Raw genomic sequence first — 26322 nt, 5'->3', positions numbered from 1 at the left:
GGCCTTTTCTCGCGAATCTCAGCCCGCGACACCCCAATGCAGGACGCGCGAGGTGAACAGCACCAGTCCGAGTGAGACCACCGCGACGGTCACCAGGCCGACCACGGCGACCACCAGCGGCCGCCAACCCGTGCGGGCCAGCTCGCGGATATTGGTATTGAGCCCGACGCCCGCGAAGGTGAGCAGGAAGGCCCAGCGGGACACATTGGCCAAATTGGTGACCTGCTGCCTGCTCAGCCAGTGGAAGGTCGCCACCGCGGACACGGCCAGGAAGCCCAGCACGAACTTCGGGAACTTGGACCACACGAACACCGCCTTCGCCCGCAGCCCGGGCGTGATGGCCTCGGCCTCGCCGCGCGCGGCCCAGTAGGCCGCGAAGCCCAGCACCACGAACCCGATGAGGGCATTGCGGGTGGACTTCACCAGTACCGCGATCTTGCCCGCGTCATCGGAGAACAGATATCCGGTGGCGGTGGTCTCGGCGGTATTGTCCACGGCCAGGCCCGCCCACAGCCCGAACTCGTGATCGCTGAGCCCGATGGCGTGCCCGAGCGGCGGCAGCGCGAACAGCGCGACGGCGCCCAGCGCGAGAATGGCCGCGATGGCATAGCCGACATCGGAATTGCGGGCCCGGATCGCGCCCTTGCCCGCGATGATGGCCGACACCCCGCAGATGGCGGTGCCGATGGCCAGCAGCGATCCGAGCTTGCCGGACAGGCCCAGCCAGCGTGCCACCGCCAGGATGATCGCGCCCGACACGGTCATGTCGACCAGGATCTGAATGAAACTGGTACCGCCCAGCTTCGCCACATCGCCGAGCACGAAGCGCGAGCCGAGCGCCACGATGCCGACTTTGAGCCAGAACTCGTAGGTGCCGACTCCGGGCCGGAAGATCGGGTGCAGGCCAACGGTATTGGTGATGAGCAGGCCGATCAGGATGGCCCACAGCACGTATTCGATATCGGGGACGGTCCAGTGCTGATGCTTGGCAGCGGCGTTCCACCAGATCTGCGCGTACTTGCCGAGCACGCCGACCGCGATGAGCAGCAGAATGCCCGGGACGTAGCCGAGCAGGCGGGCAACGGTGAGCGGACCCGAGGGCTCGTCGAAGTCGGTTGCCCCGGGGTCGGTTTCGGCGTTCTTTCCGAGATTCACGGTGGTGTCACTCACGGCGTCACCACGGAATCTTCGGCAGCACGTCGAACACGGCGAGCACGGTCACCACGCCCGACACGACCACCGACCACCAGTCGGCACCCAGACGTCCGAGCGTGTCGGGCCACGACGGCCGGGCGGCGGATGTCTCCGGCGCGGGATTGGGACTGTTCACCAGGGGCCTCCAGGTCGAGAAAGCGCAGTACAGCAGGTCTGCACTATGGGATGCCCGGAGGATTTCGGACAGCGTTGGAATCGGCCTGATTCCAGCCCGGTCGCGCTGTTTCCGCTCAGTCGCGGAGGTGCGCGCGCCGATGCGCGGCCGGTGTGGTGCCGGTCCAGCGTTTGAACGCGTGGATGAACGGGGTGGCCTCGGCGTACCCGAGCCGAATGGCGATGTCGTCCACCGACAGTGGCGTCGCGGTCAGCATCTCCTCGGCCAGGGTGCGGCGCACCTCGTCGAGCAGCGCGCGGTAGGAGGTACCGGCCGCCTCGAGATGGCGGCGCAGCGGGCGGGCCAGCAGGCCGGGGTCGATGCCGAAAACGGTGTGCGGGCAGTCGAATCGCGGTCGCACGCCGAACAGCGATTCCAGTCGCTGCCCGGCATCGGTTCCCGGATAGCCGAATTCGGCGCGGGTGTAGTCGACGCACGCCCTCAGCAGATCGCTCATCACCCGGTGCATGGCGATGATGTCCCGCTCGACCAGGAAGCGCTGCACGTCGGCGGGCACGGTGGACCGATTATGGCCGAAAGTGTTGATTTTGTGGCCGTCGCTCTTTCATCACGGGATATGCGCAGGTCGTAGCGTCGGACCCGAGCACATCGAGGTGAGGAGAGGGACGCATGACCACCAGCCCTGGTCCAAGCGATGCGCGCTGCAGGCGGAGATCCAGCGGTACCTGCGCGGGCTGGCCGAGAAGTACGGGCTGCTCGGCCGGATCCGCTTCGGATCCGAGGTCACCGCGGCCGAATTCGACGATGCGACCGGCACGTGGACGGTGCGGCTGGCCGACGGCGCCGAGCTGCGCGCCGGCATCGTGGTCTCGGCGGTCGGCCAGCTCTCCCGCCCGGCGGTGCCGGACCTGCCCGGCATCGAGACCTTCACCGGCGCCGCCTTCCACTCGGCGGAGTGGGATCACGACGTGGACCTGCGTGGGAAGCGGGTGGCCGTGATCGGAACCGGCGCCAGCGCAGATACCGCCGCGCGACCCGCCGCCTGCACCCCGCCGACTACCGGCTCACCCCGGTCGCCCACGCAGAATCTCAGGAGTAGCAATGCGATTCGACTACGACGTCCTCGTCATCGGTTCCGGCTTCGGCGGCAGCGTCAGCGCCCTGCGGCTGACCGAGAAGGGGTACCGCGTCGGTGTGCTGGAGGCCGGCCGCCGCTTCGAGGACCACGAGTTCGCGAAGACCTCGTGGCGGCTGCGGCAGTATCTGTGGGCCCCGGCCCTGGGCTGCTTCGGAATTCAGCGGCTGGCGCTGCTGAACGACACCTTCGTGATGGCGGGTGCGGGTGTCGGCGGCGGCTCGCTGGTCTATGCCAACACCCTCTACGAGCCGCCGGACAAGTTCTACGCGGACCGGCAGTGGGGTCACATCACGGACTGGAAGGACGAGCTCGCCCCGCACTACGACCAGGCCAGGCGCATGCTGGGCGTGACGGCCAATCCGGCGACCACCCCGGCGGATCGCGTGCTGCGAGATGTGGCCGAGGGGATGGGAATCGGCGACACCTACCAGCCCACCCCGGTCGGCGTCTTCTTCGGCGGACCCGGCCGCCGCCCCGGCGAGGACGTGCCGGACCCGTTCTTCGGCGGCGCCGGGCCGGACCGGCGAACCTGTACCCACTGCGGTGAATGCATGACGGGCTGCCGGCACAATGCCAAGAACACGCTGGTCAAGAACTACCTGTACCTGGCCGAAAAGGCCGGTGCCGCCGTGCATCCGCTCACCACGGTCATCGATGTGCGACCGCTGAGCGGCGGCGGCTACGCGGTGGAGACCGTCCGTACCGGGCGCGTGGTCCGCAGGCAGCGTCGCGAATTCACGGCCGAGCACGTGATCTTCGCCGCCGCCTCGCTCGGGACCCAGCGGTTGCTGCACCGGCTGCGGGACAAAGGCTCGCTCACCGGGATCTCCGACCGGCTCGGCTATCTGTCACGCACCAATTCCGAGGAATTACTCGGTGTGCGCAGCCGTGACGAGCACGCGGACTACACCAGGGGCGTGGCGATCACGTCCTCGATCCACCCCGACCACGACACCCATGTCGAGCCGGTGCGCTATGGCAAGGGCAGCAATGCCTTCGGCGTGATGAGCACTCTGATGGTCGATGATCAGGGCGATACCCCGCGCTGGCGGCTCTGGTTGCGAGCGGCCGGCCGTCGGCCTCGCGACGCGGTCCGGGTGCACAATTCGCGGCACTGGTCCGAGCGCACCATCGGTCTGCTGGTCATGCAGTCGGTGGACAACTCCATCACCACCTACACCAAGCGTGGGCTGTTCGGCCGCCGCATGACCACCAAACAGGGGGAGGGCCAGCCCAATCCGACCTGGGTCCCCGCCGGGCACGAGGTCGCCCGCCGGGTGGCGGACGCCATCGACGGCATCCCCATCGGCGCCAGCTCCAGCATTCTGAAGATCCCCATGACCGGACATTTCCTGGGCGGCTGCGCCATCGGCGACTCGCCCGCCACCGGCGTCGTCGATGCCTACCACCGGCTCTACGGTCATCCGGGCCTGCACGTCATCGACGGCTCCACCATCTCGGCCAACCTCGGCGTCAACCCGTCGCTCACCATCACCGCCCAGGCCGAACGCGCACTCTCGTTGTGGCCCAACAAGGGTGAGCCCGACCCCCGCCCGGAGATCGGTGCGGCCTACCGCCGTATACCCCCGATTCCGCCCCGCAACCCGGTCGTCCCGCCCACCGCCCCGGCCGCCCTGCGGCTCCCGCTGGTCGGCTTCAACGAGGGTTCGAAGAGGCACGCGGAGGCCACCCGGGAAAGTCGTTGAGCTGCAATGGCGAAAGGGCGGGCGCGGGTGCGCCCGCCCTTTCGTGGCGGTGGAGCGGGTTCGGTCAGAGCGCCAGCAGGCGAGCCTTGGCCTCGTCGTATTCGCGGATGAGACGTTCGACGACATCGGCGGCCGGGCGGATGGCGTCGACGGCGCCGATGCCCTGGCCGGAGCCCCAGATGTCCTTCCACGGCTTGGCGCCGGGCGTGTCCGATTCGCCGGTGCCGAAATCCATGGCGGACGGGTCGGACTGGCCCAGGTTGTCGGGGTCCATGCCGGCGGCGGTGATGCTGCCGCGCAGGTAGTTGCCGTGGACGCCGGTGAAGAGGTTGGAGTAGACGATGTCGCCCGCGCCGGAGTCGACGATCATCTGCTTGTAACCGGGCACCGCATTGGCCTCGTCGGTGGCGATGAAGGCCGAGCCGATGTAGGCCAGGTCCGCGCCCGCGGCCTGCGCGGCCAGGATGGAGCGGCCGTGTGCGATGGACCCCGACAGCAGCAGCGGGCCGTCGAACCAGGACCGGATCTCCTGGGTCAGCGCGAAGGGGGACTGGGGCCCGGCGTGCCCGCCCGCGCCCGCCGCCACCGCGATCAGGCCGTCCGCGCCGCGTTCGACGGCCTTGTGCGCGAACACATTGTTGATGATGTCGTGCAGCACGATGCCGCCGTAGGAGTGCACGGCCTCATTGACATCGGGCCGCGCGCCCAGCGAGGTGATGACGATCGGCACCCGGTGCTCGACGACCGTGGCCAGGTCCTCCTCCAGCCGGTCATTGCTCTTGTGCACGATCAGGTTGACCGCGTACGGCGCCGACGGCTGCTCCGGATTGTCGGCGTCGTGCTTGGCGAGCTCCTCGTTGATCCGCACCAGCCACTCCTTGAAGAGCGACTGCGGCCGCGCGTTCAGCGACGGGAACGAACCCACGATGCCCGCCTTGGACTGGGCGATCACCAGCTCGGGCCCGGACACGATGAACATGGGGGAGGCGACCGCGGGCAGGCGCAGGCGCTCGGACAGGATGGGCGGCAGGCTCATTGACCAGATTCCTTCATCAAGGGGTTACCCGGCGTAGGTTACCGCTGCTAAGAAGTTCAGGCCGCGCGGGTTTCGGCCAGCCGATCGTGGCGGGCGTAGCTGCGGTCCGGATTGTTCACGAGGGCGGCCCGCCGCATCATGCGCTCGGTGGCGCGGCGGCCCAGCCGCTCGCTCAGCCGGGTTGCGCCCGGAATGATCCGGCGCGGCACCTCCAGCACGCCGTTGACGGCCGCCGTGGCCAGCACCGCCGCCAGGAAGACGCGGCTGTAGGGCATTTCCAGGAAGTCGGAGTTGGTCTTGCCCAGCAGAATTCGGCTGTAGGAGACCGCATACATGGTGAAGGCCCAGCGCAGCGCGCGGGAGCGCAGGCCGGGCCCGTCGAACCCGTAGACCGGGCCGAGCGCGGACACCAATGCCTTGGACAGCCGCCGCGAGTCCTCATCGGGCAGGAATTCGTAGTCGGCCTGCAGCCACAGCAGCCGCCAGGTGTCGGTCTCGTCGGCCGGCAGGATCTCGGGATCGAGCCCGATCACGTGGCCGACATACCGCCACAGGTGATAGACGGCCGCCTTCTCCTTCTTCGAGAACCGCAGCCCGACGGCATTGCACCCGGCAATCGTGGCCAGCGAGAACAACATCAGCGTGCCCGCGGTCAGGGACTGGTTGAGCGGCTGATCCCACTGCTCGTAATCCCAATCCGGCCGCCGGTTCATGCCCGCCCGCACCTGCGCGTGCATGATGCGCACCCGCACGGTGTTCTTGAATCCCGGCGCGAATCGCTGCAGTCCGCCCGGCGCGGTCACGTCGATCCACCAGGTCGCGGTCTCGACGACCCGGCGGGGCGCCATGGTCTCGGCCGACAGCCCGCCGGTGCCGACCAGCACCTTGCCCGCCCGCGAGGCGAGGTAGCCGCCATTGAGCGAGAACATCGACAGGGCCAGGTTGGTCGCCCACGGCCCGACCCGGCCGCTGACCCGCGCGGCCCGGTCCATCTTGTCCTGGTCGAGCCAGAACGGCACCGAATCGATGTGCGCGAAAAAGGCTTTCAGCTCGGCGGGCGCGTCCGGCACCGCGTCGATGCCGCGCTCCAGGGCCGTCTCGAACATGGCCCGGCCCTGCCCGGTCGGCAGTCGCCGGAACATCTCGACCACGGCGTCGGCCAGTGGGTCGCCCATCTTGGTGAACTTGCGGTAGGCGGCCTGCTGCTCGGGGGTCGGGCGGATATCTCCGGGGGCGAGGATCTTGACCCCGATATTGAACGGGAACTCCCGGAAGATCACCGGATCGGGCAATTCGGAACGCGTCATTGCGTGCCTCCTGGGTGAGTTCAGATTCTGGTGAAGGGCGTCACCAGAACTTTGGTGATAGTCTTCACCAAACCTTGCGGCATGGCAACAGACAGGGCGGAACCGTGGACATACCCCGTGGCCGATACGCCGGTCTCAGCGCTGATGAGCGCCGGAACCAGCGGCGCGAGCGGTTGCGCGAAGTCGCGCTGGAGGTGATCGCGGAGGAGGGCATCGGCGGCTTGAAGGTGCGCGCGCTGTGTGCCCGCGCCGGGCTCAACGATCGCTACTTCTACGAGACCTACAGCCACACCGACCGGCTGCTGTACGAACTGGTCGACGAGCAGCTGGCCGAGGTCGTCGCCGCGGTGATGGGCGTCATCGCCGCCGCGCCCGCCGACACCCGGATCCGCCTGCGGGCCGTGATCGAGGCCGGTGTCACCGCCATCGCCGATCATCCCGCCCGCCGCCGGCTGGCCATCGACATGCAGACCACCGACGAATTGCGCCGCCGCCGTACCGAACTCATCGACGTGGTCGCCCAGGTCATGCTCGATCAAGGGCGCGAACTGCTGGGCGACGCCGCCGTCACGGGGGTGCAGGCCGAGCTTGCTGCCCGCACGGTCGCCCACGGCGGACTGGAGATCCTGATCGAATGGCTGCGCGAGGAGTTGGACATCGACCGAGCCCAGCTCATCGACTTCCTGGTGGCCATGATCCTGACCGCGTCCGAGATCACGACCACCGTGCAACGCGAAATGGCTTCCAACTGAGTCCCTTTTCGGCGGCGCGGACCTTGCGGTAGACGCGCCTGTCGTAGCGCAGCGGCCGGGGAATCAGGGGCCAGGTCGTCCGGACCGCGCCGGCGAAGACCCGGAAACCGAACTGGTCCAGGCGAGGTGCCCGACCGCCCGAAAAACCCTGACCATCGGTCACGTCGCGGCAAATCGCTTCCGCCGCCACATGATCACCACGCTGACCACCAGGCACCAGGTCGGCAGGATCCAGGCGATGTGGATCGAGACCGTCACCGCGACCAGCATGAAAAGCGCTGCCACCGTGGACAGGATCGTCAGCCACTTCGGGAATGCGCCGGTGATCCGCGCCAGGTTCGCCAGGGAGAGCATGAACACCGCCGCGATGCGCGGCGCGACGATGGTCATCAGGATCATGCCCAGGCCGTGACCGACCGGGTACGCGTCCGCGGCGGCCTTCGCGCTCACCTGCTGCGCCAGTGTCGCCGGCACCGCGAAGGCGGCGACCGCGGTCAGGAGGACGGTGATGAGAATCAGTCCGCTACCGAGGAATACGGTGGCGAAGAGCTGATCCTCGGCGCGGCCGATGCGGCGGCGAATCGTGCCGATGAACCACAGCAGGGCGATCGAGGCCATCACCATGATCAGGACGACGGCCGTGAGCTGATTCCGATGCCCGGCCATCCCGAACCACTGCTCCACGGTCGCGTGATCGGCACTCCAGCCCGGAAGGCCGCGCAGCATCTCCACCGCGATGAAGGCGAGCAGCGCGAAGACGATTCCGGTCACTCCCATGGCCTCGATGGACATCGCGCGGCTGGATCCGGGCGTGGTCTGCACCGGCGAGTTCATGCTCTTACTCCCTCATCCTCGATGGTGAATTCGGTGGTGGCCGAGTCGGATCCGGACCGCCCCCGCGGGTGTCGAGGCGGCCCGGTGGTCTCCCGAGCGTCAGGGCACGACGATCGTGAAATTGGGATCGGCCTTGTCGAGCAGACCGGTGAGCCGCTTCCACACCCCGGTATCGCCCTTGGTCTGCAGGCTGTCGAACTTCCCTGTCGCCATCAGCTGCAGCAGGCCGAGTTTGGTGAGGGTGATGTCGAGATCGGCATCCCGCTTGCGGGTGGCCGGATGGTGGATGAGCGCCCCATGGCTCAGCTCCATTCGGTACTCCTCGCCACTGTCGGTGAAATGCCAAGCGATGCTGAACTTCTCGTCCCACGCCTGGGATCCGACGATGTTCAGCGACAGCGTGTCGAACAGCTGGGTGATGCTCATGGCGAGGGCTACCGCCTGGCTGGCGGCGATCGCCGTGGGGGCGACGCCCCGGCGGAGTTCCTGTGCGCCGGTGAGGAAACAGTTGCGCCAGGTCGCGTTCTCGGAACCGAGGCCGAGCTGCTCGAACACCGCCGCCAGGGTCTCCTTGGCCTCGGCGTGGGACGGGTCGGCGAAGACCGCGTGGCTGCCGAGTTCGGCCGCGAAGCGCAGATCGCCCTGGTCCACGAACTCCTTCACCTTGGCGACGGTCGCGTCCACGCCGCCGAGCAGCCGCACGTAGCGGGCGGCCTGCTCCTGCGGCGGGTGCAGCCACAGGTGCGCCGGATTGGCGTCGTACCAGCCGAGATAGCGCTGGTAGACGGCCTTCACGTCATGGCTGATGGAGCCGTAGTACCCGCGGTTGTTCCACTGTGCGGCCAGGTCCGGGGCCAGCGGGAAGTTCTCGGCGATCTCGGTTCCGATCTCGCCCTGGTTCATTCGCCGCACGGTCTGGTCGTGCAGGTAGGCGTAGGTGTCGCGCTGCTGGATCAGGAATTCCACGATGCTGTCCCGGCCCCAGGTCGGCCAGTGGTGCGAGGCGAACACGACATCGGTGCGGTCGATGAACATCTCGATCGCCTCGGCGATGTACCGCGACCACATGCGGGCATCGCGGACCTGCGCGCCGCGTAGGGTGAGGATGTTGTGCAGGGTGTGGCAGGCGTTCTCGGCCATGCACAGCGCATTGCGGTCGGGCAGCAGGAAGTTCATCTCGGCCGGCGCCTCGGTGCCGGGCGTCATCTGGAAGATGATCCGCACCCCGTCGACCACTTCCTCCTGGCCGGTGGCGGTGATGTCGAGTGTCGGTGCGAGCAGCCCGAATTCACCCGCCGAGGCGACCGGGCCCAGGCCCATGCCGACCAGCCCCTTCGGGTCGCGCGCCAGATTCGCGCCGGAGTAGTACATGCCGCGGCGCAGCATGGCCGTGCCGGCGTACACGTTCTCCGAGATGGCGTGTTCCATGAAGTGCTCGGGCGCGATGATCGGCACGGTGGTGTCCTGATCGACCACACCCAGGACGCCGCCGAAGTGATCGGCGTGCGGGTGGGTGTAGATCACCGCGGTGACCGCGCGGTCGCCGCGGTTCGCGCGGTACAGCGCCAGCGCCGCCGCGGCGGTCTCCGCGCTCACGAGCGGGTCGATCACGATGACGCCGTTGTCCGATTCGATCAGCGTCATGTTCGAAATATCCAGGCCGCGAACCTGATACACGCCCTCGCACACCTCGTAGAGGCCGTGCATCGCGGTGAGCTGGGACTGCCGCCACAGGCTCGGCGGGACGGTGGCCGCGCCGTCGGCCTTCAGGAAGTCGAAGGAGTCCGCGTCGTAGGCCACGCCGCCGCTCTTCCCCGGAATCACGGCGGGCGAGAGTCGCGCGATGAATCCGCGCTCGGCATTGTCGAAATCGGTGCGATCAACGGGTGCTGCTGTCATGTGCCACCTCACTGTTGGGATTTCCGACTGCCACGTCTTTCGCCAGCCTCACACAGAACGGGTGACCTTCCAGCAATTTGAGATAGGTTTGTTGCAGGTGGGTGCACAAGGTGAATTTGGTGCATTCGCGGAGATTCAGCTATCCAACGGATATCCAGCGGCCCGCCCGCGGTGGCCGCATTGACCCTGGACGAATCGTGACTCACATCTCAGGATGAGACCTTATCTTCATCGATGAGGAGTGGGCATGGTGACCGAGCAGCGCGTGGACTGGCTGGCGGGTGGCGTCCGGCGGTCGGTCGCCGCGGACCGGATCGTCGGGGTCGCGTCGGAACTGTTCCAGGCGCGCGGGTTCGACCATGTGGGGATGGACGAGGTGGCGAGCGCAGTCGGCTGCTCGCGGGCCACGCTGTATCGGCACTTTCCCGGCAAGGCCGCACTGTTCGACGCGGTGATGGCCAAATCGGCGATCGCGGTGGCGGAGCGGGTGGCCGCGGCGGTGCGGCGCTACGAGGGCCCGCGCCGGATCGTGGAGGCGATCCTGGCGTCGGTGGCGGCGGTGCGCTCGGATCCGGTGCTGGCCAAGGGATTCGCGGGCACCCGGGCGGGCGGCAGCGACGGGGCCTTCGCGAGCTCGCCGGAGCTGGGGCGGATCGCCACCCTGCTCACCGGGATCGCGCCGGATGACGAAGCGGCGCAATGGATTGTGCGCATGGTGCTGTCGCTGCTGACCTGGCCGCTGGCCGATGCCGCCAGCGAGCGGCGGATGGTGGAGCGCTTCATTCGCTGAGCTGGGGCAGCGGCAGCAGCGGCGCGTCCGGATCGAGGGTGAGGCCGCGGGCGGCGGCGGTGGCCGCGAGCGCACCCCAGGCGAAGGTGGTCAGTTCCTCGGCGAGTTCCTTTGCGGTGATGGCCGGTTCGTTGAGCCAGCGCAGCACACCCAGGCCGATCGCGCCGAGCATGGCATCCACCGCGAACTGGGTGTGGTCGCCGTTCGCGCCGCGCAGGCGCAGCACGCCGGAGAAGAAGTCCGCGACTGTATCGGACAGTGGGCGGCCGTCCTCGATCAGGCGGGTCGCGCCGAAGGCCGCGACCACATGTGAGCTGACAATGAAGCGAAACAGGTTGGGGCGCTCGGCCACCAGATCGATGTAGGCGGTCAGGGCGGTGCGCAGACCGTCGCGGACCGGTCCGGCGGGGTTCAGGTGCGGGGTGACCCGCTCGACGATGAGCTGCTGGACGCTCCCGCTCACCGCGGCCAGCAGTTCCACCTTGTCGCCGAAGAAGCGATACAGCTTGGGACGCGGTATACCAGCGGTTTTCACCACATCGTCGATGGACAGATCGGGGCCGTGGGCGTCGATGGCACGGATGGTGGCCTCGATGAGTTCGGCCCGGACCGAGGTGCGGTGCGAGTGCCAGCGGTCGTAGCGCGCATCGCCCTTCCTCTCGCCCGGGCGGTGACGCGGGTGGGAGGCCATGCGGCAGATTGTAATTCGATCCGTTACGGCACACCCCTTGTGTGCTGTCTGGGACAATCCTACACTGGGCATCACATCGAACATGCAGTACTAGGTACTTCGTGTTGCATCAAGGATGGTCCAGATGGCGAATGCCCTTCCGGCGCAGGCCTATCCCAAGGCCCGCCGCATCAGGTTCCGATTCGATCAGCGCGCTTCCAGCGACAAGTACTTCGTCGAAAACGACATGGTCTACAGCCATTTCGTGGCCGGTATGTCCGGCGGCTTCCCGGCGGGGGAGGAGTCCTTCATCCGTTCGGTGCGCCGGGTGGCCGACCGGGTCACCGATCCGATGCTCAAGAAGCGGGTGACCGGTTTCGTCGGGCAGGAGGCCATGCACGGCCAGGAGCACCGCAAACTCAATGAAAAGCTGGTCGAGCTGGGCTATCCCATCGCCTGGCTGGACTCCGAGCGGGCCAAGGAGCGCATGCTCTGGATCGAGGAGCGGGTGTCGCCCGAGGTGCACCTGGCCATGACCGCGGCGGCCGAGCACTACACCGCCGTGCTGGCGCAGCGGGTGCTGTCCAGCGACGAGATCCAGGCCGTTCCCGGCGATCCGGAAGTGTGGAATTTGCTGAATTGGCATGCGCTGGAAGAACTCGAGCACAAGTCGGTGGCCTTCGACGTGTTCCGCGCGGTCGGCGGCACCGAGCGCACCCGTATCGGGGTCATGCTCGCCATGTACTCGCTGACGCTGCCGCTGACCTATCTGAGCCTGGCGCTGGCCGTCGGGCGTGACCCGGCCGCGCGACGGCAGCCGAACCGCGTGGCGCGCGAGGCATACCGGTTGTTCACCGGCCCCATCTTCCGCGGGCTCATGCCGGAGCTGGGCAGGTACCTGCGGCCCGGCTTCCACCCCGACGACATCGACACCGCCGCACTGCTGTCCCGGTGGCAGCAGGCGCTTTTCGGGGCGGACGGTCAGCTCGTCGACCACGTGAAGTAGTCACAACCCCATTGCAAGAAAGGACCGGCCAATGGCGATCGGTCGGCAGGACAGCACGTCCCTCATGCCCTATCCGAAGGTGCGGCGCATGCGATTCCGGTTCGGCGAGCCCGAACCGATGGCGCATCAGTTCGTCCAGGGCGACATTCCCCTCACCCACCTGATTGCGGTGCTCTCGGCGGCCTTCCCGCCGGGCGAGGAATCCTTCATCCGCTCGGTGCGCAAATTCTCCGGTGAGATCACCGATCCCGTGCTCAAGAAGCGGGTGGCCGGATTCATCGGTCAGGAGGCGGTGCACGGGCAGCAGCATCGGCGGTTGAACGAGCAGCTCATCGAGAACGGCTTCCCCATCGTCCGCCTGTTCACCTTCGCACCCGGCGCGCTACGGGAGAAGGGTGTGGTCGCGATCGAGAACGCGGTGCCGCGGCAGGTGCATCTGGCGATGACCGCTGCGGCCGAGCACTACACGGCGACGCTCGCCAAGCGGGTGCTGGGCACCCAGGAGATCCAGGACATACCCGGTGATCCCGAGGTCTGGAATCTGTTGAACTGGCACGCTTTCGAGGAACTCGAGCACAAGTCGGTGGCCTTCGATGTGTTCCGGAGCGCCGGCGGGACCGAAATGGTGCGTATCGGCGTGATGGCGGGGATGTATGTCTTCACCATTCCGGTGGTCTCGCTCGGCGTGCTCGCCTCGATCCTCGGTGATCCGCGCAGCTGGCGGCCGTTGCAGGTGGTGCGGCAGTCGATTCGGCTGTACCGCGGGCCGATCGTGAAGGGGCTGCTGAAGGAGATGCGGCCCTATATGCGGCCGGGGTTCCACCCGGACGACATCGACACCGACGCGCTGCTCGAACGGTGGCGGCGGGAGCTGTTCGGAGCGGACGGCGAACTGCTGGACCGCATCGGCTGAGGGGGCGACATGCGAGCCGGCGACAAGGGTGCGCCGGTCGATGCCCGCCCGGAGCACGAGGTCATCGTGGTCAGGGCCGGATTCGGGGGCATCGGCAGCGGTATCGCCCTGCAGCGCAAGGCCATCCACGACTTCGTCATCGTGGACAAGTGGGACGGGGTGGGCGGCACCTGGCACGCCAATACCTATCCCGTGGTGGCGGTGGACATCCCGTCGTTCATCGAGATGTATTGGCAGAACGGCCATTTCAATATCGACCTATACCGCTACACGGTGGGCGCTCCGGCGGCGTCGGAGGCGGTCGTGCTCTCCGAGGAGGTCTCGTGAAACTCAGCAGTGTCGATCCGAAGCTGGTGGTCGTCACCGGTGCGGGCAGCGGGATCGGGCGGGCCACGGCGCTGCGGTTCGCGCGCATGGGATCCCGGGTGATCGTGTCGGACATCGACAAGGACGCGGCGCTGTCGACGGTGGCCGTCATCCAGTCGCAGGGTCAGCGGGCGGTCGCCATGCAGCTCGACGTCACCGCCCCGCACGCCTGGGCCACCTTCGCCCGGGACGTGCACGCCGATCACGGGGTGCCGGATGTGCTGGTCAACAATGCCGGAATCCTGGTCAGCGGGGCGTTTCTGGACCTCGAGCCCGAGGATTGGGAGCACCAGCTCAGCGTGAACCTGCTCGGTGTCGTGTTCGGTTGCCGGGCCTTCGGGCGGCTCATGATCGACGAGGGCAGGCGCGGGCACATCGTGAACATCGCTTCGGCGGCCGCGTTCACGCCGACGCCGGTCATGTCGGCGTACTCGGTGTCCAAGGCCGGGGTGAAGATGCTCACCGAGTGCCTGCGGCTGGAGCTCGCGCCCAAAGGCGTTGGGGTGAGCGCGATCTGCCCCGGCGTGATCAATACCGATATCGCCCGGCACGCAATCGCGGTGGGCGTCGATCCGCGGCTGCTGGAGCGCGGGCAGCAGCTCACCGCGCAGATTCAGGAACTGGCCGAGCGGCTGCCCTTCTCGCCGCTGAGCCCGGATCTGGTGGCACGGGCCGTGGTGCGCGCCGTCCGCTACGACCTGGCGGTGGTTCCGGTGCGCGCCGAGGCGTGGCTGGGCTACTTCATGCTGCGTATCGCGCCCGGCGTCAATCGCCGTATGACGCAACCGCTTTCGATGGAGCGCATCCAGTCCCTGGGGGAGCTGGCGTTCGGCAGGGGAGGACCCCGTTGAACGCACGCGCCCACCAGTTGAAGGTGCGCGAAGTCATCAGCGAGACCGCCGACGCGGTCTCGCTGATCTTCGATATCCCCACCGACCTGACCCGCCGCTTCGCCTACGCGCCGGGGCAATACCTAACCCTGCGCGTTCCCAGCGAGCACACCGGCTCGGTAGCCCGCTGCTACTCCCTGTCCAGCAGCCCGCACTGCGACGACCGGCCCACCGTGACGGTCAAGCGCACGCCGGGCGGATACGGCTCGAACTGGCTGTGCGACAACGTCTCCGCGGGCGACATCCTCACCGTCCTCGAACCGGCGGGCAATTTCGTGCCGCGCGCGTGGGACCGCGATCTGCTGCTCTGCGCGGCGGGCAGCGGCATCACGCCCGTGTTCTCCATCCTCAAATCGGCGCTCGCCATCGGGCGCGGCAATATCGCGCTGTTCTATGCCAACCGCGACCGGGAATCGATCATCTTCGCGAACCGGCTGCAGCAGCTGGCCCGCGGTTACCCGCGACGGCTGACAGTGACCCACTGGCTCGAATCCGAGCGGGGGCTGCCGTCCGCGCGTGTCTTCGCGTTGTGGGCGCGTCCCTACCGGCGTCATGGCGTCTACGTGTGTGGCCCGGCGGGTTTCGCGTCCTCGGTGGAGCAGGGCCTCGGTCAGCTCCGCATTCCCGGCCGGGCCATCCACCAGGAGAACTACCGCTCGCTCACCGACAACCCGTTCGAACACCACACCCCGGTGGCGTCCGAACCCACGCAGGTCGTGGCGACCGCCCCGGGCACGGCCGCCGCGGATGTCGCGACCGTCCGGGTCGACATCGACGGCGAAACCCACACCCTGCCGTGGCCGAGATCCGAGAAACTCCTCGATGTCCTGCTGAGCCACGGCATCGACGCCCCCTACGTGTGCCGCGAATCGGCCTGCGCCACCTGCGTCTGCAGCGTCAAGCAGGGTCGCACCCGCATGCTGATGAACGAATCCCTGATCGAAGACGAACTGGCCCAGGGCCTGACCCTCGCCTGCCAGACCCTGCCCGAATCGGACGACCTCCACATCGCCTTCGACCAGTGAGCGCCCGACGCAAGCCGCGCGTCAGGTCGACGTCAGGTCGATGTCAGTCGCGCCGGCGACAGTGATCACATGAACACCACCGCCGATGTCGGACTGCGCTACCTGCGCGGCGATCACGTCTTCGCCCAGCTGATCCGCTTCGCCGTGGTCGGCGGCGCCAGCAATATCACCTACCTCCTGCTGTTCCTGACCCTGAACAGCGCCGGTCCCCTGATCGCCAATATCGCCGGCTCGATCCTCAGCACCGTGATCGCCAACGAACTCCACCGCCACCTCACCTTCCGCGCCGCCGGCCGCGTCACCTGGTTCACCGCCCAATGGGAAGGCGGCGGACTGGCCGTGATCGGCCTCCTGATCAGCACGGCCGCCCTGGCCGCCCTCGACTCCTATGCGCCCGGCCTGAGCCCCCTCGCCCGCGCGGCCGCCGTCATCGCCCTCACCGCGGCCATCGGCGCGCTCCGCTTCCTGGCCCTGCGCGGCTTCGTCTTCGGATCACCGTCCGCCGAATCCCCCGCGGGGCCCGAAGCACACCATGCCACGGAATCCGGAGACGCCCTTCGGTATTCGCGTCCGGGCGACGACGTGCGGTCGGCCTTTCTGATGGGTCCGATAATGGCCTGAACCTGCCGAACCCGCCCTGTCGTCGGCTTTCAGGCGCGGGTGAGTTCGGCTCGGGTGGCGGTGAGCATGGTGGTGATGGCGGCGGGGAGGGCTTGGGCGGGGTCGGGGGCGAAGCGGGGGGAGTGGTTGGAGGGGAAGTGGGGTGGGAGGGCGCCCTCGGTGAGCATGTAGGCCTGGTCCTCCTCGGTGAAGCGGGCGGGGTCTATGCCGCCGATGTGCCAGAAGACGGAGGGGGCGTGGGCCGCGGTGCCGAAGGCGCCGAAATCCTCGCTGCCGGTGATGGGGTGGTCCATGGGCATGACGGGGAGGCCGGCGGCGGTGAGGGTGGCCAGGACCCGGTCGGTGTCGCCGGGGGTGTTCTCGGTGACCGGGAAGTGATCGTAGAACTCGACTTTCGGCTCCTGGGGTGCGCCGGCGGCGGCCGCCTCGGCCTCGGCCATGCGCTGGATGCCCTCGACCATGTGGTTGCGCGAACTGTCGGTGAAGGTGCGCAGGCTGAGCAGGACCTCGGAGGTGTCCGCGATGATGTTGGGGCGGGTGCCCGCGTGCAGGGCGCCGGCGGTGAGGACCGGGCTGGCGGCGGTGGCGGTCTGGCGGGCGGTGAGCGATTGCAGCCGCACCACCAGGGAGGCCGCCATGAGCAGCGGGTCGATGGCGGTGTGGGGCTGAGAAGCGTGGCCGCCCTTGCCGACGAAGGTGATCCGGACCGAGTCGGAGGCGGCCATCAGGGTGCCGGGCCGGCTCAGGATGATGCCCGCGGGCAGCGGGCTCACATGCTGGCCGAGCACGATGCGCGGATGCGGAAAGCGTTCCAGCAGACCGTCATTGATCATGCCCTGCGCGCCCGCACCGGTCTCCTCGGCGGGCTGGAACAGCGCCACCACCGTGCCGGGCAATGGATTCGCCGACAGTTCCGCGCAGGTGCCGAGCAGTGCCGTGACGTGCACGTCGTGACCGCACGCGTGCATGACGCCGGGGATCGTGGAGGCGTAGTCGAGCCCGGTCTCCTCCTGCACCGGCAGCGCGTCCATATCCGCGCGCAGCCACACCACCGGCCCGGGACCACTCTGCAGCACGCCGACAACGCCGGTGCCACAGACGTTCTCGGTCACCTCCCAGCCGGGCAGGGCGCGCAGCTCATCGGCCACCAGGCGGGCGGTGGCGTGCTCCTGGCCCGACAGCTCCGGGTGGGCGTGCAGATGGCGGTAGACCTGCTGCCAGTGCTCGGTCATGTGAGACTCTCCTTCGTCGGGACGGTCGCCGAGGCGCGGCGGGCCAGCGTCGCCCGGAACGCGTCGGCGGTTTGCGGGACCACGGCCGCCGCCAGCAACGCCAGCAGCGGTCCGAGGGCCATGGCTTCGAAAGCCGTCGTGTACGAGACGTGATCGGTGATGACACCGAAGGCGAGCGGGCTCACCACACCCGCCAGCTGCCCGCCGAAGATGATCACCCCGGTGGCCGCGCCGATGTAGGCGCTCGGCAGCGACCGCAGCGGCACCGAGAACGCGGGCATGTAGGCCATTCCGGCCACCAGGCTCATCGTCGTGCCCAGTAGGACGAACAGCGGGAAGGACTCGGCGCGCGGCAGGGCGAACAGCATGACGGCGGTGAAGGCCATGGCCGGCACCACGATCACCCGCGGCCGCCCGCCGATCCGATCGGAGAGCCGGGCACCCAGCACCACCCCGGCCGCCGCGGCCAGCGTGGTCGGCACCGCGGCGATGGCGATGCCGCCCATGGAGATTCCGCGCTGCTCGTGCAGGAAGGTCGGCGTCCAGGCGGTGACGCCCCACACCAGCACGTCGTAGCCGAAGAAGATGACCGCGAAGCCGATCAGTGCGGGCGAGAGCAGCACGGCGCGGCGTTCGGCCCTCGTGCCGGTGTTCGTGACCGGAATCTCGTCCTGCACCAGCGGTTCCGGCATCCATCGACGCCACGCCAGAATGACCGCCACCCCCAGCACGGAGATGACCCCGAACATCACCCGCCACCCGACCGTGGGCAGCATGACCCCCGCGATCACCGCCGCCAGCAGCAGGCCGGCCGCATTCGAGGAGTTCGTCCACCCCGCCGCGGTCGTCCGCTGCTCGGGCAGACTGCGTTCCGCCAGCGCCTTGATGGCGGCCGCCGGAAAAACACCCTGCACCAAGCCGAACAGGAACCGGATGCCCAGCAGGACCGCGAAAGACCAGGCGACCGCGGTCAATCCGGTGAAGATCGACCAGGCCGTCAGACCTGCGATGCCGACCTTCAAGGCCCCGAACCGATCCGCCAGCAAACCTCCGGGAACCTGGATGAGCGCATAGGCGATGAAGAACACCGACACCAGCAGACCCTGTTGCGTGTGGTCGAGACCCAGGTCGTCGCCGATCGAGGGCAACGCGAAATTGATCACGGTCCGATCGATGTAATCGACCACCCACGCCGCGAACAGCAGCATGATGGTTATCCGGGTGGTGCGTGGCATCCAGGCCCCTTCAAAAGCGGGAGTAGTGGCTGGGTGCCACGTTCGTGCCGATGCCCGAGCATACGGCGCAATTGCTGGGAGCCGCCATGTGAGGCGGTGACGCCCTGATCGCGCGATTGGTGAACGCTCTGCAATTGGCTGGAAGGGGTGCGAGAGGCGCGAGTCACTGCCCGCACCCGTGGCGTGCGGCGTGGCATTGGGCGTGTCGTAGTCTCGCGTCCGATGAGGGACATGACTATTCACGGGTATGTGGCCGACGGGTACGGGCGGGTTGCGGACGCCTTCCGACGCAACTTCCAGCACGGGGAGATCGGCGCGGCCGTGGCGGTGTTCGATGGGGACACGCCCGTGGTGGACCTCTGGGGCGGCTGGCGCGATGCGGTCCGGCGGCTGCCGTGGGAGCGGGACACCATAGCCCCGGTGTTCTCGTCGACCAAAGGTGTTGCGGCGCTGACGCTTGCCATGCTGGTGTCGCGCGGGCAGCTGGACTACGACGAGCCGGTGGCGCGGTACTGGCCCGAATTCGCGGCGCGTGGCAAGGCCGAGGTCACCGTCCGGCAGCTGATCGATCACCAGGTGGGCCTCCACATTCTGCGCGATACCCGGATGACCCTGGCCGATCTGTTCGATCTGGATCGCGTCGCCAGCGTGCTGGCGGCGCAGCGGCCGGGGTGGACGCCGGGCACACGGCAGGGCTATCACCCGGTCAGTATCGGGCTGTACATCAATGAGCTGGTGCGCCGCGCCGACCCGGCCGGGCGCAGCATCCGGCGGTTCATCGCCGAGGAGATCTCCGGGCCGCTGGGCGTCGATTTCACGATCGGGCTGGATGCGGATCTCGGGGGTGAGCGAATCGCCCGGCTGGTCCGCACCTCCGGGCTGGACCTGCGCCACGAGCGGAATCTGCCCTGGAATCAGGCGGTTCCGGCGCTGCTGCGCCGGGGCCCGCTGTTCCGGGCGCTGACGGTTCCGAACCTGGGCATGCCCGAGGACTTCGTGCGACCCGAGATCATGTCGGTGGAGCTGCCGGGCAGCAATGGCGTCGGCTCGGCGCGCGGCCTGGCCCGGATCTATGCGGCCGGGCTGTCCGGTGAGCTGCCGATCGCGGACGATGTGCGGGCCCGTATCGCCGGCCCGGGACCGGTGCCCGCACCCGATGCCGTGCTGAAGACCACGACCCGATTCCATCTCGGATTCCGGAAGTCGTGTCCGACCTTCCCGTTCGGTTCGTCCGGTCACCGCGCCTACGGCACGCCCGGTATGGGCGGCTCGCTCGGTTTCGCCGATCCGGAAACCGGGCTCTCCTTCGCCTACGTTCCCAACCGCCTCGGGCTCACTCTCAATGGCGACCGGCGTTGCCTCCGCCTGGCCGGCGCGGCCTTCGGGAAGCCGACACGCCGATCGGGTATTCGCACTGAACCCTGGCAGGCCGTCGATCGTTGACTGGATAGACCGGCCCCACGCCGGTAGCCATCCAGATGCGGTCCGGTTCTCCCCCTGCGTCCGGACCGGGACCCCGCCGAGGCATCCCCGGCGGGGTCTTTGCGTGGCTAATTACGCTGCGCAACAGCAACTTCCGGCTCGGATGTGATTTGGGACACGTTGATCGAGCTTGCTTCGGATGGATACCTTGTGTGCGATGTATCGAGGACAAGGCAATGTGAAACGGGGGATCGTGTTCGAGAGAAAACCCGAATTCCGAACCGTGGCCGACCTCATCGCCGAGCGGATCGCGGCACACACCGACCACGTCTTCGGCGTGGGCGGCGCCAATATCGAGGACCTCTACGACGCCCTCCACCGGCACCCCGGCCTCACCGGCATCATCGCCAAACACGAATTCGGCGCGGCCACCATGGCGGACGGCTACGCCCGCGCCACCACCCGCCTCGGCGTGGTGGCCGCCACCTCCGGCGGCGGCGCCATGAATCTCCTCGCCGCCCTCGCCGAATCCTTCGACTCCCGGGTCCCGGTCCTGGCTCTGGTCGGCCAGCCCCCGACCACGCTCGAGGGCCGCGGCGCCTTCCAGGATGCCAGCGGTCACCCCGGCCGCCTCGACGCCGAGCGCATCTTCACCGCAGTTTCCCGCCACTGCGTCAAAATCACTCGGCCCCAGGACATCTCCGCCGAACTCGACCGTGCCATCGCCGCCGCGCTGTCCGGCGGCCCAGCAGTCCTGCTGCTCCCCAAGGACATTCAGGCCACCCTGATCTCGAGCGGCTCCACCCTGGCGGCCGGCCTGCGATACGAGCTCACTCTCGTGGGCAGGGATGAACCGATTGCGAATTCGGAAGAAACGCCGGCGGACATCGCGACGCTGCTTGCCGATGTGCCGGCCGGAAGCCGGGTGGTCGTCATCGCCGGACCCGAGGTCGCGGCGGCCGATGCACGGGCCGAGCTGGCGGAGGTGGTGCGGGTGCTGGATGCGGCGGTGCTGGTCACCCCGGATGCCAAGGATGCCTTCTCGAATCGGGATGACCGCTTCGCCGGGGTCGTCGGGGTCATGGGGCACCCCCATGCCGCCGGGCTCGTCGCGGCGGCGGAGCTGTGCCTGCTGGTGGGGGCGCCGCTGTCGATGACCGCACGGGCCGGATTGGATGCGGCGCTGGCCGCCTGTCCGCGCGTGGTGTACCTGGGAGCGGAACAGCCTTTCGTACCGGTTCATGCCGAGGCGCGGGGGCCGCTGGGTGCTTCCCTTGGGGAACTGCGTGCCTCCTTGGCGGAATCAGCCGTCCTGCCCGATCTCCCGGCGCTGCCCGGTGACACGGCGGCAGCCTCGGAATCGATTGGTGTGCAATCGAATCCCGACGCACCGCACGAGCTGACCGTCCCGCCCACGTTCGGGCCGGGTGTGCGATATCGCCCGGCCGTCGTGGCCATCGAGGCGGCGCTGGAGCCCGGCACCGATGTGGTCGCGGATGCCGGGAACACCGGCGCCGCGGTCGTGCACTACCTGCGGGTCCCCGAGGACGGGCGGTTCCTCATCGCGCTCGGCATGGGCGGGATGGGGTACTCGTTCGGGGCGGGGATCGGGTGTGCGCTGGGGCGGGGTCGGCGGGCCGTGGTGATCGCCGGGGACGGCGCGTATTTCATGCACGGCCACGAGGTGCACACGGCTGTCGAGTACCAGGTGCCGGTGACCTTCGTGGTGTTCAACAACAACGCGCACGCCATGTGCGTGACGCGGGAGCAGGTCTTCTACTCCGGCGAGTACAGCTTCAACCGGTTCCGCGCGGCGGAGATCGGGGCCGGTGTCGCGGCCATGTTTCCCGAGCTGCCCGCCTGGACCGCGCGCACGCTGTCCGACTTCGAGAACGCACTGGACAAGGCGCAGGCCACGCCGGGGCCCGCGTTCATCGAACTGCAGTGTGACCCAGACGAAATCCCACCGTTCGCCCCCTTCCTGAAGGAGTCGCTCGCATGACCGAGACCGCCACCGACGCGCCGATCGAAGTCCCGGAGCTGGATATCCCGGGCGTGTACCGCATCGAGACCATGGCCCTCAAGGAGGGCATGCCGCTGGTTCTCGACATGACCCGCGCCGTGTACCCGCACGACGAGATCTACGGGGACTACTGCACCGTCACCGAATTCATCGCCGCCCCGCCGGACGAGGTGTACGGATACCTGGCCGACACTCGCAGCCTGTGCGAATGGACCTACAGCATGCGGGGTTTCGAGCGCACCGCCGATCCCGAGATCTGGGTGTCGGATGACCGGATCGGCTCGCACACCCGCATCTACACCCGTACCGTCGCCAACCCCGACGCCCGCACCGTGGACTATCACTGCGCCTGGGACCAGGCCGACCACCTGTGGATGATCTATCTGATGCGGGTCGTGGACGCGCAACTCGTGCTGAACAAGCCGGGATCCGTTGTCACCTGGACCAATTGCCACCACCCGTTCTACGAGGACAACGGCTATCCCGACACCGAGCCGGAGGGTCGCCCGGTCTGGGTGGGCGACTTCTGGCACCTCTTCGCCGCCGGGCACCTGCTGGAACTGCGCAATCTCAAAGCGATCTGCGAACACCGGCATGCCGCCGGGCAGCCGATCAAGCCGGAATGGATGGCCTGACCATGAGCACTGTCAGCCTGCTCGACGTCGCCGGATACCTGCCCGAGAATATCGTCCCCGCAGACTATTTCGCGCAGTACGCGGATCCGGACGAGGTCACCTCCAACATCATGTTCAAGGCCCCCAAGTTCCGCCACCACGTCGCGCCCGGTGAGACGCCGGCCGACATGGCCGAGCGCGCCGTGGCCCCGATCCTGGCCCGGCAGGGCCGGGATGCGTTGCGCGACATCGATGTTCTCATCGTGCACACCCAGCTGCCGGACATCGGCATCGTGGGCAGCGGTGGCGACGTGGCCGCCCGCCTGGGCATCGCGCCGGAGTGGCTGATCGACCTGCACAACGGCGGCTGCGCGGCCTTCGTCTACGGCATGAAACTGGCCCGCCAGATCCTGCTCTCCTCCGACGCCCGCTCCGCCCTGGTGGTGACCATCCAGAATGTCGCGGGCCAGGTCTTCACCCAGGAGCAGGTGCGCGGCAAGGCGCAGGCCGCGATTCCGGGCGACGGCGCGGGCGCGGGACTGCTGGTGAAGTCCGGTGTTTCGCCGATCCTGGATATCGAGACCCGGCACCTGCCGGAGTTCGCCGGGCAGATGACCGTCATCGCCGACCCGCCGCGCCGCTACTGGGAGGCCGGATCCGGCCAGATGCACGTGGGTTTCACCGAATCCAAGATCGCCAAGGTGCTGCAGCGCGGCAACCGGCTGGTGCCCGAGGTGGCGAACGCGGTGTGCGGTCGTATCGGGGTGTCCGCGCAGGAGCTGGATCTACTGGTCACCAATCAGCCCAACCGCGCCTTCCTGCGCAACTGGCGCGATGCCCTCCAGCTGCCGCCCGAACGGCACCCGGATACCTTCGACGACTGCGGAAACCTGTTCGGCGCGGGCATTCCCGTCACCTTCGACCGGGCGGTCGACGAGGGCCGGGTGCCGGCCGGGTCGCTGGTGATGTTCGCGGGCTTCGCGCACGCGGGTGATTTCGCCGGGGCCGCCGCCGTTCGCTGGGGCGGGCGCTGAGGGGCCGGCCGCGATGAGTCCGCTGATCATGGCCGGACATCGGCTGCAGCTCAACGAGATTCCCTACGGACCGCCGCCCTCGGTCCAGCAGGCGCTGAGCGCCGCCCTGGCCTCGGCCAATCGCTATCCGGAATTCCTGCCGCAGCGGCTGCCGCGGCTGATCGCCGCCCGGCTCGGCTGCGACCCCGATCGCATCGTGGTGGGCGCCGGCGCGACCGGCGTGATCATGCACATCGTCCAGGAATTCGGTTCCGGCGCGGCCGAAGTCGTCATGGCGACGCCCACCTTCGACGGGTTCCCCATCCTGACCAGCATGGCGGGCGGGCGCCCCGTCACGGTGCCGCTCACCGGCGCGGGCCGCCAGGACCTGGCGGCGCTGGCCGCCGCGGTGACCGAACGGACCCGGCTGCTGGTGGTCTGCAGCCCGCACAATCCGACCGGAACCCTGGTGCCGGCAGGGGAATTCGAGGATTTCCTGCATGAGATCCCGGCGGCGGTCACCGTCGTCCTGGACGAGGCCTACGTGGATTTCGTCGCCGAGGCGGACCGCATCGATGTCTTCGCCCTGCTGGACCGGCACCCGAATCTGCTCGTGCTGCGCACCTTTTCGAAGGCCTACGGCCTCGCGGCCCTGCGGGTCGGCTACGCGCTCGGTGCACCGGAGCTCATCGAGCGCATCGCCCGCTGGCAGCTGCCGTTCGGCATGACCGCGCTGGCCGAGGTGGCGGTGCGGGCCTGCTACGAGGCGGAGGACGAGATCGCGGCCCGGGTGACGGTGCTGGGCGAGCATCGCGCTCATCTCACCGCCGGGCTGCGCGAGCTCGGCCTGTGCGTTCCCGACAGCTATGCCAACTTCTCCTACCTCACCCTGTCCGGCGCCGAGGCCGATCGGGTGGCAACCGCATTGGCGGGCGCGGACATCCACGTCAAGACCTATCCCACCGGTATCCGCATCACGGTCGGCGATCGCGCGGCCACCGACGCCGTGCTCGCCACGGTCCGCAGTACAGTGCAGTAATGCACGAACATCCGCCTTCCGCACCCGACGGGCAACGGGCCGGAGCGGACGAGGAGATCGACTACGCACTGCTGTCGCTCAATGCCCAGCTGTGCTTCGCGCTGTACTCCACGTCGCGATCCATGACCGCCGCCTACCGGCCGTTCCTGGACGACATGAACCTGACCTACCCGCAATACCTGGTGCTGCTGGCGCTGTGGGAACGGCCCGGCATCACCATGAAGGACCTCGGTGAACAGGTGCATCTCGACTACGGCACGCTCTCGCCCCTGGTCCAGCGACTGCAGTCGCGCGGCCTGGTCGAGAGTGTCCGCAGCGCCACCGACGGCCGGGCGGTGGTGCTGCACGCCACCGACGCCAGCCGCGACCTCCAGCACGGCGCACAAGAGATGATCCGCACCGTGGTGGACCTGGTCGGCGTCCCGATCGAGGACATCGAGACGCTGCGCGACCAGGTCAAGGCCCTGGGCGCCCGCCTCGACGCAGCCGCGGCAGCCGCCCGCGCCCGCTGACCGCGGATCCCTGGACCGCCGACCCCGCCCGGTCACCACGCCGGTGATCGGCGACGGGTACGCGGGCAGTGTTTCCGGTCACGCGAATTTGGCCAGTGCGTCCGCCACGATGGCGTCCAGCCGGGCGTGGTGGGCGCCCTTCCAGTAGGTCTGGCCGCAATCGACGCACTGGGCGAAGGAGTCGTAGGTCTGGCCCGTGTTGTCGGGCAGGTGGTCGCGGACGGTCTCGCGGTCGGCGGGGCGCAGCGTGCCGTTGCAGGAGGTGCAGCGGGTCCACGGGGCCAGGCGCGGGGCGAAGCGGGACAGCACGTCGTCCAGCTGCTCCGCCGGTTGGTGGCTGTAAACGTAAGCGCCGGAATAGATTTCGCGGCGGCGCAGCAGGCCGCGATCGCGGGAGAGTAACACCCGGCGCTCGGCCGCGGAGCGCGCCGCCAGCGCGGCGTCGCCGATATCCGGATTCTCGTATGCCGCATCGATCCCCAGCAGGCGCAGCCGCCGGGCCAGGGTGCCCAGGTGGATGTCGAGCAGGAAGCGCAGCGGTTCGGGGCTGGTCTGCGGACGCGCCACCGCCGCCACCATGACGCTCTCGCCGCCGCGTGGAATATGACCGGCCGCAACCGGTTCCCCGTTCACCAGCAGGGCGCCCACCTCGGTGAGCGGCACGCCAGATGACTCCACCACATGCCCCAGCGTCGAGGTGCCGTCCACCCGGACCGGCGAGCCGTCGCGCTGACCGACGAACACGCGCAGCTCGGGCGCGAACTCGACGGTGATTTCCCCTGCGTTCACCAGCCCAGGATCCCAGAAACCGGGCACCGGCGAGCAACTCCATTTCGATCCCGGCCGGCCGGTCGGGCGGCGTGGACCCTCGCCCCCGGCCTGGACCCCGACAGCGCCCTGGAATCCACCCGCACCGTCCTGCGTCGTTCGCGCATCGCCCACGACGCCA

24 protein-coding genes and 3 pseudogenes are annotated in these 26322 nt (G+C 68.5%); 16 read left to right on the top strand and 11 right to left on the bottom strand.

Features of this window, described 5'->3' with window-relative positions; genetic code table 11:
• Positions 1-18: 18 nt before the first annotated feature.
• The 3 genes and pseudogenes from ACFXN1_RS36660 to ACFXN1_RS36650 all read right to left on the bottom strand — a co-directional run.
• Positions 19-1080 (bottom strand): annotated as a pseudogene (locus ACFXN1_RS36660) (YeiH family protein); the annotation flags it as partial.
• A 94-nt stretch (positions 1081-1174) separates the two neighbouring features.
• Positions 1175-1330: a hypothetical protein gene (locus tag ACFXN1_RS36655; RefSeq protein ID WP_379436484.1), complete on the bottom strand. Its 156-nt coding sequence runs from the start codon at positions 1328-1330 to the stop codon at positions 1175-1177.
• Positions 1331-1445: 115 nt separating this feature from the next.
• A complete protein-coding gene (locus ACFXN1_RS36650; protein WP_379436485.1) occupies positions 1446-1886 on the bottom strand; it encodes a helix-turn-helix domain-containing protein in 441 nt (146 codons plus the stop codon).
• Between ACFXN1_RS36650 and ACFXN1_RS36645 the strand changes: the two are divergent.
• Positions 1837-2301, top strand: a pseudogene (locus ACFXN1_RS36645) (hypothetical protein); the annotation flags it as partial. The gene ACFXN1_RS36650 and the pseudogene ACFXN1_RS36645 overlap by 50 nt on opposite strands.
• 130 nt (positions 2302-2431) lie before the next feature.
• Complete coding sequence (locus tag ACFXN1_RS36640; RefSeq protein ID WP_379436487.1) at positions 2432-4174, top strand: GMC oxidoreductase; 1743 nt, start codon at positions 2432-2434, stop codon at positions 4172-4174.
• Positions 4175-4238: 64 nt separating this feature from the next.
• Here ACFXN1_RS36640 and ACFXN1_RS36635 read toward each other — a convergent pair whose 3' ends face one another.
• A complete protein-coding gene (locus ACFXN1_RS36635; protein WP_379436489.1) occupies positions 4239-5210 on the bottom strand; it encodes an NAD(P)H-dependent flavin oxidoreductase in 972 nt (323 codons plus the stop codon).
• Positions 5211-5266: 56 nt separating this feature from the next.
• The gene (locus ACFXN1_RS36630) at positions 5267-6517 is read right to left on the bottom strand and encodes an oxygenase MpaB family protein (RefSeq protein WP_379436490.1); all 1251 of its coding nucleotides are present in this window, start codon (positions 6515-6517) and stop codon (positions 5267-5269) included.
• Between the two features lie 104 nt (positions 6518-6621).
• Here ACFXN1_RS36630 and ACFXN1_RS36625 point away from each other — a divergent pair, with 104 nt between their 5' ends.
• Complete coding sequence (locus ACFXN1_RS36625) at positions 6622-7269, top strand: TetR/AcrR family transcriptional regulator (protein WP_379436492.1); 648 nt, start codon at positions 6622-6624, stop codon at positions 7267-7269.
• Positions 7270-7428: 159 nt separating this feature from the next.
• On the opposite strand, the gene ACFXN1_RS36620 is transcribed toward ACFXN1_RS36625, so the two are convergent.
• On the bottom strand, positions 7429-8103 hold the full coding sequence (locus ACFXN1_RS36620) for a hypothetical protein (RefSeq protein ID WP_379436493.1): 675 nt from the start codon (positions 8101-8103) through the stop codon (positions 7429-7431).
• Between the two features lie 99 nt (positions 8104-8202).
• On the bottom strand, positions 8203-10002 hold the full coding sequence (locus ACFXN1_RS36615; protein ID WP_379436495.1) for an alkyl/aryl-sulfatase: 1800 nt from the start codon (positions 10000-10002) through the stop codon (positions 8203-8205).
• 247 nt (positions 10003-10249) lie between these two features.
• Here ACFXN1_RS36615 and ACFXN1_RS36610 point away from each other — a divergent pair, with 247 nt between their 5' ends.
• Positions 10250-10792, top strand: a complete 543-nt coding sequence (locus ACFXN1_RS36610) for a helix-turn-helix domain-containing protein (RefSeq protein ID WP_354841428.1) — start codon at positions 10250-10252, stop codon at positions 10790-10792.
• On the opposite strand, the gene ACFXN1_RS36605 is transcribed toward ACFXN1_RS36610, so the two are convergent.
• Positions 10782-11483, bottom strand: coding sequence for a TetR/AcrR family transcriptional regulator (locus ACFXN1_RS36605; protein WP_379436496.1), 702 nt, complete (start codon positions 11481-11483; stop codon positions 10782-10784). The genes ACFXN1_RS36610 and ACFXN1_RS36605 overlap by 11 nt on opposite strands.
• Positions 11484-11598: 115 nt before the next feature.
• Here ACFXN1_RS36605 and ACFXN1_RS36600 point away from each other — a divergent pair, with 115 nt between their 5' ends.
• The 6 genes and pseudogenes from ACFXN1_RS36600 to ACFXN1_RS36575 all read left to right on the top strand — a co-directional run bounded on the left by ACFXN1_RS36600 (position 11599) and on the right by ACFXN1_RS36575 (position 16283).
• Positions 11599-12468 carry a metal-dependent hydrolase gene (locus ACFXN1_RS36600; protein ID WP_379436497.1) on the top strand — a complete coding sequence of 290 codons (870 nt, stop codon included), beginning with the start codon at positions 11599-11601 and terminating at the stop codon, positions 12466-12468.
• Positions 12469-12499: 31 nt separating this feature from the next.
• Complete coding sequence (locus ACFXN1_RS36595; RefSeq protein WP_379436498.1) at positions 12500-13381, top strand: metal-dependent hydrolase; 882 nt, start codon at positions 12500-12502, stop codon at positions 13379-13381.
• 9 nt (positions 13382-13390) lie between these two features.
• Positions 13391-13603: pseudogene (locus tag ACFXN1_RS36590) on the top strand (NAD(P)/FAD-dependent oxidoreductase); the annotation flags it as partial.
• 101 nt (positions 13604-13704) lie between these two features.
• A complete protein-coding gene (locus tag ACFXN1_RS36585; RefSeq protein WP_379436500.1) occupies positions 13705-14598 on the top strand; it encodes an SDR family NAD(P)-dependent oxidoreductase in 894 nt (297 codons plus the stop codon).
• Positions 14595-15662 carry a 2Fe-2S iron-sulfur cluster-binding protein gene (locus tag ACFXN1_RS36580; protein ID WP_379436502.1) on the top strand — a complete coding sequence of 356 codons (1068 nt, stop codon included), beginning with the start codon at positions 14595-14597 and terminating at the stop codon, positions 15660-15662. Before ACFXN1_RS36585 ends, ACFXN1_RS36580 begins: the two co-directional genes overlap by 4 nt.
• A gap of 69 nt (positions 15663-15731) precedes the next feature.
• Entirely contained in the window at positions 15732-16283 is a 552-nt protein-coding gene (locus tag ACFXN1_RS36575; RefSeq protein WP_379436503.1) for a GtrA family protein, read from the top strand.
• A 29-nt stretch (positions 16284-16312) separates the two neighbouring features.
• On the opposite strand, the gene ACFXN1_RS36570 is transcribed toward ACFXN1_RS36575, so the two are convergent.
• Both ACFXN1_RS36570 and ACFXN1_RS36565 read right to left on the bottom strand, forming a co-directional pair.
• Entirely contained in the window at positions 16313-17515 is a 1203-nt protein-coding gene (locus ACFXN1_RS36570; RefSeq protein ID WP_379436505.1) for an amidohydrolase, read from the bottom strand.
• Positions 17512-18750, bottom strand: a complete 1239-nt coding sequence (locus ACFXN1_RS36565) for an MFS transporter (protein WP_379436506.1) — start codon at positions 18748-18750, stop codon at positions 17512-17514. Before ACFXN1_RS36565 ends, ACFXN1_RS36570 begins: the two co-directional genes overlap by 4 nt.
• Before the next feature lie 222 nt (positions 18751-18972).
• Between ACFXN1_RS36565 and ACFXN1_RS36560 the strand changes: the two genes are divergently transcribed.
• The 6 genes from ACFXN1_RS36560 (at position 18973) to ACFXN1_RS36535 (ending at position 25373) form a co-directional block, all read left to right on the top strand.
• Positions 18973-20193 (top strand): serine hydrolase domain-containing protein, encoded by a 1221-nt coding sequence (locus ACFXN1_RS36560; protein WP_379463797.1) that lies wholly within the window; start codon positions 18973-18975, stop codon positions 20191-20193.
• 196 nt (positions 20194-20389) lie between these two features.
• Positions 20390-22174, top strand: a complete 1785-nt coding sequence (locus ACFXN1_RS36555) for a thiamine pyrophosphate-binding protein (RefSeq protein ID WP_379436509.1) — start codon at positions 20390-20392, stop codon at positions 22172-22174.
• On the top strand, positions 22171-22830 hold the full coding sequence (locus ACFXN1_RS36550) for an SRPBCC family protein (protein ID WP_379436511.1): 660 nt from the start codon (positions 22171-22173) through the stop codon (positions 22828-22830). Before ACFXN1_RS36555 ends, ACFXN1_RS36550 begins: the two co-directional genes overlap by 4 nt.
• A 2-nt stretch (positions 22831-22832) precedes the next feature.
• Entirely contained in the window at positions 22833-23843 is a 1011-nt protein-coding gene (locus ACFXN1_RS36545; protein WP_379436512.1) for a 3-oxoacyl-ACP synthase III family protein, read from the top strand.
• Between the two features lie 13 nt (positions 23844-23856).
• Positions 23857-24861, top strand: coding sequence for a pyridoxal phosphate-dependent aminotransferase (locus ACFXN1_RS36540; protein WP_379400577.1), 1005 nt, complete (start codon positions 23857-23859; stop codon positions 24859-24861).
• Between the two features lie 122 nt (positions 24862-24983).
• Complete coding sequence (locus tag ACFXN1_RS36535; protein ID WP_379400661.1) at positions 24984-25373, top strand: MarR family winged helix-turn-helix transcriptional regulator; 390 nt, start codon at positions 24984-24986, stop codon at positions 25371-25373.
• Positions 25374-25451: 78 nt separating this feature from the next.
• On the opposite strand, the gene ACFXN1_RS36530 is transcribed toward ACFXN1_RS36535, so the two are convergent.
• A complete protein-coding gene (locus ACFXN1_RS36530; protein ID WP_379436514.1) occupies positions 25452-26162 on the bottom strand; it encodes a Mut7-C RNAse domain-containing protein in 711 nt (236 codons plus the stop codon).
• Positions 26163-26322: the final 160 nt, after the last annotated feature.

This window comes from Nocardia sp. NPDC059154, from assembly GCF_042755705.1.
In the GTDB taxonomy this organism is placed as follows: domain Bacteria; phylum Actinomycetota; class Actinomycetes; order Mycobacteriales; family Mycobacteriaceae; genus Nocardia.
The sequence above is the reverse complement of the archived record's forward strand: the minus strand, read 5'-3'. Positions and strand labels throughout refer to the sequence as shown.

Excerpts from the sequence above, each read along its gene's own strand:
- ACFXN1_RS36555 (WP_379436509.1), top strand. The coding sequence starts at position 20,390 with ATGTATCGAGGACAAGGCAATGTGAAACGGGGGATCGTGTTCGAGAGA.
- ACFXN1_RS36630 (WP_379436490.1), bottom strand. The coding sequence starts at position 6,517 with ATGACGCGTTCCGAATTGCCCGATCCGGTGATCTTCCGGGAGTTCCCG.
- ACFXN1_RS36560 (WP_379463797.1), top strand. The coding sequence starts at position 18,973 with ATGAGGGACATGACTATTCACGGGTATGTGGCCGACGGGTACGGGCGG.
- ACFXN1_RS36620 (WP_379436493.1), bottom strand. The coding sequence starts at position 8,103 with ATGAACTCGCCGGTGCAGACCACGCCCGGATCCAGCCGCGCGATGTCC.
- ACFXN1_RS36635 (WP_379436489.1), bottom strand. The coding sequence starts at position 5,210 with ATGAGCCTGCCGCCCATCCTGTCCGAGCGCCTGCGCCTGCCCGCGGTC.
- ACFXN1_RS36570 (WP_379436505.1), bottom strand. The coding sequence starts at position 17,515 with ATGACCGAGCACTGGCAGCAGGTCTACCGCCATCTGCACGCCCACCCG.
- ACFXN1_RS36605 (WP_379436496.1), bottom strand. The coding sequence starts at position 11,483 with ATGGCCTCCCACCCGCGTCACCGCCCGGGCGAGAGGAAGGGCGATGCG.
- ACFXN1_RS36550 (WP_379436511.1), top strand. The coding sequence starts at position 22,171 with ATGACCGAGACCGCCACCGACGCGCCGATCGAAGTCCCGGAGCTGGAT.
- ACFXN1_RS36535 (WP_379400661.1), top strand. The coding sequence starts at position 24,984 with ATGACCGCCGCCTACCGGCCGTTCCTGGACGACATGAACCTGACCTAC.
- ACFXN1_RS36595 (WP_379436498.1), top strand. The coding sequence starts at position 12,500 with ATGGCGATCGGTCGGCAGGACAGCACGTCCCTCATGCCCTATCCGAAG.
- ACFXN1_RS36540 (WP_379400577.1), top strand. The coding sequence starts at position 23,857 with ATGAGTCCGCTGATCATGGCCGGACATCGGCTGCAGCTCAACGAGATT.
- ACFXN1_RS36640 (WP_379436487.1), top strand. The coding sequence starts at position 2,432 with ATGCGATTCGACTACGACGTCCTCGTCATCGGTTCCGGCTTCGGCGGC.
- ACFXN1_RS36565 (WP_379436506.1), bottom strand. The coding sequence starts at position 18,750 with ATGCCACGCACCACCCGGATAACCATCATGCTGCTGTTCGCGGCGTGG.
- ACFXN1_RS36615 (WP_379436495.1), bottom strand. The coding sequence starts at position 10,002 with ATGACAGCAGCACCCGTTGATCGCACCGATTTCGACAATGCCGAGCGC.
- ACFXN1_RS36545 (WP_379436512.1), top strand. The coding sequence starts at position 22,833 with ATGAGCACTGTCAGCCTGCTCGACGTCGCCGGATACCTGCCCGAGAAT.
- ACFXN1_RS36575 (WP_379436503.1), top strand. The coding sequence starts at position 15,732 with ATGAACACCACCGCCGATGTCGGACTGCGCTACCTGCGCGGCGATCAC.
- ACFXN1_RS36610 (WP_354841428.1), top strand. The coding sequence starts at position 10,250 with ATGGTGACCGAGCAGCGCGTGGACTGGCTGGCGGGTGGCGTCCGGCGG.
- ACFXN1_RS36600 (WP_379436497.1), top strand. The coding sequence starts at position 11,599 with ATGGTCCAGATGGCGAATGCCCTTCCGGCGCAGGCCTATCCCAAGGCC.